The sequence below is a fragment of the Pseudomonas sp. genome (genome assembly GCF_030147005.1).
GTDB lineage: Bacteria > Pseudomonadota > Gammaproteobacteria > Pseudomonadales > Pseudomonadaceae > Aquipseudomonas.
The window spans coordinates 1-6,196 of record NZ_JASLAW010000149.1; the positions used below are offsets into that span (position 1 = coordinate 1).

General features: G+C 57.7%; 5 protein-coding genes and 1 pseudogene. 3 read left to right on the forward strand and 3 right to left on the reverse strand.

The window, feature by feature from the left end:
* Nucleotides 1-82 precede the first annotated feature (82 nt).
* Nucleotides 83-301, forward strand: coding sequence for a translation initiation factor IF-1 (gene infA, locus Q1V60_RS13760; protein WP_002553999.1), 219 nt, complete (start codon nt 83-85; stop codon nt 299-301).
* Between the two features lie 248 nt (nt 302-549).
* Here infA and clpA read toward each other — a convergent pair whose 3' ends face one another.
* Both clpA and clpS read right to left on the reverse strand, forming a co-directional pair.
* A complete protein-coding gene (clpA, locus tag Q1V60_RS13765) occupies nt 550-2,820 on the reverse strand; it encodes an ATP-dependent Clp protease ATP-binding subunit ClpA (protein ID WP_300631217.1) in 2,271 nt (756 codons plus the stop codon).
* A gap of 29 nt (nt 2,821-2,849) precedes the next feature.
* Nucleotides 2,850-3,218 (reverse strand): ATP-dependent Clp protease adapter ClpS, encoded by a 369-nt coding sequence (gene clpS, locus Q1V60_RS13770; RefSeq protein WP_005789091.1) that lies wholly within the window; start codon nt 3,216-3,218, stop codon nt 2,850-2,852.
* Between the two features lie 224 nt (nt 3,219-3,442).
* Here clpS and cspD point away from each other — a divergent pair, with 224 nt between their 5' ends.
* Nucleotides 3,443-3,727, forward strand: a complete 285-nt coding sequence (gene cspD / locus Q1V60_RS13775; RefSeq protein WP_300631219.1) for a cold shock domain-containing protein CspD — start codon at nt 3,443-3,445, stop codon at nt 3,725-3,727.
* A 78-nt stretch (nt 3,728-3,805) separates the two neighbouring features.
* Here the strand turns inward: cspD and icd are convergent, their stop codons facing one another.
* Complete coding sequence (gene icd, locus Q1V60_RS13780) at nt 3,806-5,062, reverse strand: NADP-dependent isocitrate dehydrogenase (RefSeq protein ID WP_300631221.1); 1,257 nt, start codon at nt 5,060-5,062, stop codon at nt 3,806-3,808.
* A 494-nt stretch (nt 5,063-5,556) separates the two neighbouring features.
* Here icd and Q1V60_RS13785 point away from each other — a divergent pair.
* A pseudogene (locus Q1V60_RS13785) lies at nt 5,557-6,108 on the forward strand (NADP-dependent isocitrate dehydrogenase); the annotation flags it as partial.
* Nucleotides 6,109-6,196: the final 88 nt, after the last annotated feature.

Genomic DNA, 6,196 nt, shown 5'->3' on the forward strand with positions numbered 1-6,196 from the left:
CCCTTTTTCGGGCACAATGCACGCCGCTTTTGCCTGGCGCAGTTGCACCGGGCCATTCACTGGATACCGAGGGCTTTACTGCATGTCGAAAGAAGACAGCTTCGAAATGGAAGGCACTGTCGTCGACACCCTGCCCAACACCATGTTTCGTGTGGAGTTGGAAAATGGGCACGTCGTAACCGCGCATATCTCCGGCAAGATGCGCAAGAACTACATTCGTATTCTTACCGGTGACAAAGTGCGCGTCGAGCTGACGCCCTATGACTTGAGCAAAGGGCGCATCACTTACCGCGCTCGATAAGCAAGTCAATACAAAACGCCCGGTTATGCCGGGCGTTTTTGTGTGGGTGCCATTTATGGGACACCGCCAATCTTCTGCGGGAACGGGCCTGCTGGCGAATGCGCCAGGTCAGCTACCCTTTTTTGGGCTGACACACCACTTTCACGACCAAGCCCGCCTACACAGCTGATCTCCAGTGCCTTGAGGGGTGTATTTCAAGGCAGCAAAAAGGCGCCTTTCGGCGCCTTTTGCTTTGTTGCAGTAAACGATCAGGCCATTTCAGCCGTGGTTTCGAATTCGAAGGTCAGCTCGCCATCCTTCAGATCGATATGCACCACGCCACCATGGTCGGAAAGCTCGCCGAACAGGATCTCTTCGGCCAGCGGCCGCTTGATCTTGTCCTGGATCAGACGCGCCATCGGGCGAGCGCCCATTGCCGCATCGTAGCCGCCTTCCGCAATCCAGCTGCGCGCCGCTTCCGAGACTTCCAGTTGCACGCGCTTGTCTTCCAACTGCGCTTGAAGCTCGGTGAGGAACTTGTCCACCACGCTTTTGATAACCTCATGGCTGAGGCGACCAAACTGGATAATGGTGTCCAGACGGTTGCGGAACTCCGGCGTGAAGCTCTTCTTGATCACTTCCATCGCATCGGATGAGTGATCCTGATGCGTAAAGCCGATCGAAGCCCGCGCAGCGGTTTCGGCGCCGGCGTTAGTGGTCATGATCACGATCACGTTGCGGAAGTCCGCTTTGCGCCCGTTGTTGTCGGTCAGGGTGCCGTGGTCCATGACCTGCAGCAGCAGGTTGAAGACTTCCGGGTGCGCCTTTTCGATTTCATCGAGCAGTAATACGCAGTGCGGCTGCTTGGTAATCGCCTCGGTCAACAGACCACCCTGATCAAAGCCGACATAGCCCGGAGGGGCACCAATCAGGCGCGACACGGTGTGACGCTCCATGTATTCGGACATGTCGAAGCGCACCAGCTCGATCCCCATGGCCTTGGCCAGTTGGCGCGCCGCCTCGGTCTTGCCGACACCGGTCGGGCCGGCGAACAGGAACGAACCCACTGGCTTGTCCGGCGACTTGAGCCCGGCACGCGACAACTTGATCGCGGTGGACAACGAATCGATGGCCGCATCCTGACCAAACACGGTCAGCTTGAGGTCACGCTCCAGATTACGCAGCAATTCCTTGTCGGAACTGGTGACGTGTTTTGGCGGAATCCGCGCAATTTTCGCGACGATGTCCTCGACCTGAGGCACGTCGATGCGTTTCACGCGTTTTTCGACCGGCTGCAGGCGCTGGTAGGCACCCGCCTCGTCGATCACATCGATCGCCTTGTCCGGCATATGCCGGTCGTTGATGTAGCGCGCCGCCAGCTCAGCAGCCGAACGCAACGCCTCATCGGTGTACTCGATGCCGTGGTGCGCTTCGAAACGCCCCTTGAGCCCGCGCAGGATGCCGATGGTGTCTTCGACCGAAGGCTCGGACACGTCGACTTTCTGGAAGCGGCGCGCCAGGGCGCGATCTTTTTCAAAGATCCCACGGAATTCCTGGAACGTGGTCGAACCAATGCAACGGATATCACCCGACGACAGCAGCGGCTTGAGCAGATTGGACGCATCCATCACCCCGCCCGATGCGGCCCCCGCACCGATGATGGTGTGGATCTCGTCGATAAACAGGATCGCCTGCGGGCGCTTTTTCAGCTCGCCGAGCAGCGCCTTGAAGCGCTTCTCGAAATCGCCACGGTACTTGGTCCCGGCGAGCAACGCGCCCAGGTCCAGAGAGTAGACGACGCTATTGGCCAGCAGGTCCGGCACCTGGTTGTCGACGATGCGCTTGGCCAGGCCTTCGGCAATCGCGGTCTTACCCACGCCCGCCTCACCGACCAGCAATGGGTTGTTTTTGCGACGGCGCGCCAGTATCTGCGCGACACGCTCAACCTCCAGCTCACGCCCCACCAGCGGATCGATCCGCCCCTGGCGCGCCAACTCATTGAGGTTGCTGGCATAGGCATCCAGCGGATTGCTTGAAGAAGAAGACTCGCCGCCCTCCTCGTCCTGCATATCCTGCTCACCCTCGGAATGATCGCCATGCCCAGGCACCTTGGAGATACCGTGGGCGATATAGTTGACGACATCGATACGGGCTACGCTCTGCTGCTTGAGCAGAAACACAGCCTGGCTTTCCTGTTCGCTGAAAATCGCCACCAGCACATTGGCGCCCGTGACCTCACGCTTACCGGAGCTCTGTACGTGGAAAACAGCACGCTGCAATACCCGCTGGAAGCCCAGGGTCGGCTGGGTCTCACGGTCCTCGTCATGCACGGGGATCAGTGGCGTGGTGGAGTCGATAAACTCCTGCAGGTCATGCTTGAGTTTGTCGAGGTTGGCGCCGCACGCACGCAGAACGGTGGCGGCAGCTTCGTTATCCAAAAGTGCCAGCAGCAGGTGTTCGACGGTCATGAATTCATGACGCTTCGAACGAGCCTCCTTGAAGGCAAGATTGAGGGTGACTTCGAGCTCGCGGTTTAACATAGCTTCACCTCATACCCAAGTGGTCGGCGTTAACCGTCCTTCTCGATTTCACAGAGTAGCGGATGCTGGCTTTCCCTGGCGTACTGGTTGACCTGCATGGCCTTTGTCTCGGCGATGTCGCGGGTAAACACTCCACATACTGCCCGTCCTTCTGTGTGAACGGCCAGCATTACCTTGGTCGCCAACTCTCGGTTCAGATTAAAAAACACCTCGAGCACTTCGACGACGAAATCCATCGGTGTGTAGTCATCATTGAACAAAACCACCTTGTACATCGGCGGCGCCTGTAAAGCAGGCTTAGCCTCCTGAACAGCAATGCCTGCAGAACCGTCGTCGTCATGTTCCTGATCCGGGCGATCCTGATTGAATGTTAGTCGAATCTGGCTATTTGCATGCATGGAAAGAAAGGTTCGTCAGTGGTTCAATTACAGTGGTGGGGGCGAGCTGTCAGAATTTCAACTCTGACTCATTGGTCGCCTTGACTATCGGCAAATCGGTGTTACAACCAATAGAGCCCACAGTGGGTAAAAAAGGTCCGCGCAGTCAACCTTATTTATTCGGGTTAGGTCGGATAGACAGGATGATACTCCAGTGATGGAGTCTGGTGCAGAGGGATAAGGAAATGGCTAGTGGTAAGGTCAAGTGGTTCAATAATGCCAAGGGTTTCGGCTTCATCAATGAAGACGGCAAGGAAGAAGACCTTTTTGCGCATTTCTCAGCAATTCAAATGGATGGCTACAGAACGCTCAAGGCGGGTCAGAAGGTTTCCTTTGAGACTATCCAGGGACCCAAAGGCTTGCATGCAGTGAAGATATCGCCAGTGCCGCAACCGGAAGCTGCTGCCGAGCCAACGACCAGCGACGGCGAGACGATCAAATCGAAAAAATCTGTAACGCAACCTGTCTGACAGGCCGCTGCGCCGCGTCCGACCAGTAAAAAACCGGCCGATCTGAACCACCAGAAAGGCCGGTTTTTTCGTGGCTGCTTACATATGCTTGATCAACGCGTCACCAAAGCCTGACGACGACACCAATGTCGCCCCATCCATCAGGCGTTCGAAGTCATACGTCACGGTCTTGGCCGATATAGCGCCGTTGGTGCCCTTGATAATCAGGTCGGCCGCCTCCAGCCAACCCATATGCCGCAACATCATTTCCGCCGACAGAATCAATGAGCCAGGGTTGACCTGGTCCTTGCCCGCATACTTGGGCGCCGTCCCGTGGGTGGCTTCGAACATGGCCACGGTGTCGGACAGGTTGGCGCCCGGCGCAATACCGATACCGCCCACTTCCGCCGCCAGGGCGTCGGACAAGTAGTCCCCGTTGAGGTTAAGCGTCGCAATCACGTCATACTCAGCCGGACGCAACAGGATCTGCTGGAGCATCGCATCGGCAATCGCATCCTTGACCACGACATTCTTGCCGGTCTTCGGGTTCTTGAACTGCATCCACGGCCCGCCATCAAGCAGTGTCGCGCCGAACTCCTCGGCCGCCACTTCGTAGGCCCATTCCTTGAAGGCACCTTCGGTGAACTTCATGATGTTGCCTTTGTGCACGATAGTCAGCGAATCGCGGTCGTTATCCACTACATATTGCAGGGCCTTGCGCGCCAGGCGCTTGGTGCCCTCCTTGGACACCGGCTTCACGCCAATCCCGCAGTCCTGGTCGAAGCGGATCTTGGTAACGCCCATTTCCTCCTTGAGGAACTTGATCACCTTGATCGCCTCGGGCGAGCCGGCCTTCCACTCGATGCCGGCGTAAATATCCTCGGAATTCTCGCGGAAGATGGTCATGTCCACATCGCCCGGCTTCTTGACCGGGCTGGGCACGCCTTCGAACCAGCGCACCGGGCGCAGGCATACATAGAGGTCAAGCTGCTGACGCAGGGCCACGTTCAGCGAGCGGATGCCACCGCCGACCGGGGTGGTCAGCGGACCCTTGATGGACACCACGTAATCCTTGACCGCATCCAGGGTCTCCTGGGGCAGCCAGGTGTCCTGATCGTAGACTTGAGTCGCCTTCTCGCCGGCATACACCTCCATCCACGAGATTTTGCGCTTGCCGCCGTAGGCTTTTTCAACAGCAGCGTCGACTACCTTGATCATCACCGGGCTGATGTCGACGCCGATACCGTCACCTTCGATATAGGGGATGATCGGTTGGTCAGGAACATTGAGAGAATGGTCTGCATTGACGGTGATTTTGTCGCCGACTGCCGGAACCTGAATCTTCTTGTATCCCATGCTGAACTCCATCTATGGATTGAACATCTGGCTGCGTTCGAGCCTACTCCAGATATAGGGCGACTGAAACCTCACGCCAAGCTCATCTGCATCGAAAACAGCATAAATTGTCGCCTACAAGCCTGAAACCAAAGGGAAAACCGCCAATCTTGAGCACAACGTGCGACGTTAGTCGCACGCGGCCCAACTGCGACCTTTAGACCAATGGACGACACGCCTTTTGTATGAAGGCTCAGCGTAAGCATAGCGACCTATGTATAATGCCGCCGCTGACCCAAGAGTCACGACGGCTGACCGCTCTAGCACCGAGCTCTCAGCCAGAAAGCAGGGTTATTACAATAGCCCACCCGCTTGACGCTCGACTGATGCAACCCAACATCACCGCGAAGAAACCTCGACATTTCGCTCATGGATGACTTTGAACGAACGCGCTCCACCCGGCGCATCTCGAGTTTCTGCGCACGCTTTCAGCAAAGAAGAGAGTTAATCCGAATATGCCCACCCGCTCGAAGATCATCTACACCTTCACCGACGAAGCCCCAGCCCTCGCCACCTATTCACTGCTGCCTATCGTAGAGGCCTTCACCGCTTCCGCTGATATTGCCGTGGAAACCCGCGATATTTCCCTCGCCGGGCGCATCCTCGCAAGCTTCCCCGAGCAACTGGGCGCCAAGGCCATCCCGGACCACCTCGCCGAACTGGGCGACCTGGCCGTTACGCCTGAAGCCAACATCATCAAGCTGCCCAACATCAGCGCCTCGACTCCGCAGCTGCAAGCCGCGATCAAGGAACTGCAGGCCCAGGGCTACGCCCTGCCGGACTACCCCGAAACCGTAACCACCGACGCGGAAAAAGAAACCCGCGCACGTTACGACAAGGTCAAGGGCAGCGCCGTGAACCCGGTACTGCGCGAAGGCAACTCCGACCGCCGCGCGCCGTTGTCGGTCAAGAATTACGCACGCAAGCACCCGCACAAGATGGGCGCCTGGGCTGCCGACTCCAAGTCGCACATCGCCCACATGAGCAATGGCGACTTCTACGGCAGCCCAGGCGCCCATCTTGTGCGGGTGCTTGCGTGCGTAATTCTTGACCGACAACGGCGCGCGGCGGTCGGAGTTGCCTTCGCGCAGTACC

Bases quoted from the DNA above. Each gene is read 5' to 3' on its own strand.
- clpA (WP_300631217.1), bottom strand. From the start codon at position 2,820: ATGTTAAACCGCGAGCTCGAAGTCACCCTCAATCTTGCCTTCAAGGAG.
- cspD (WP_300631219.1), top strand. From the start codon at position 3,443: ATGGCTAGTGGTAAGGTCAAGTGGTTCAATAATGCCAAGGGTTTCGGC.
- icd (WP_300631221.1), bottom strand. From the start codon at position 5,062: ATGGGATACAAGAAGATTCAGGTTCCGGCAGTCGGCGACAAAATCACC.
- infA (WP_002553999.1), top strand. From the start codon at position 83: ATGTCGAAAGAAGACAGCTTCGAAATGGAAGGCACTGTCGTCGACACC.
- clpS (WP_005789091.1), bottom strand. From the start codon at position 3,218: ATGCATGCAAATAGCCAGATTCGACTAACATTCAATCAGGATCGCCCG.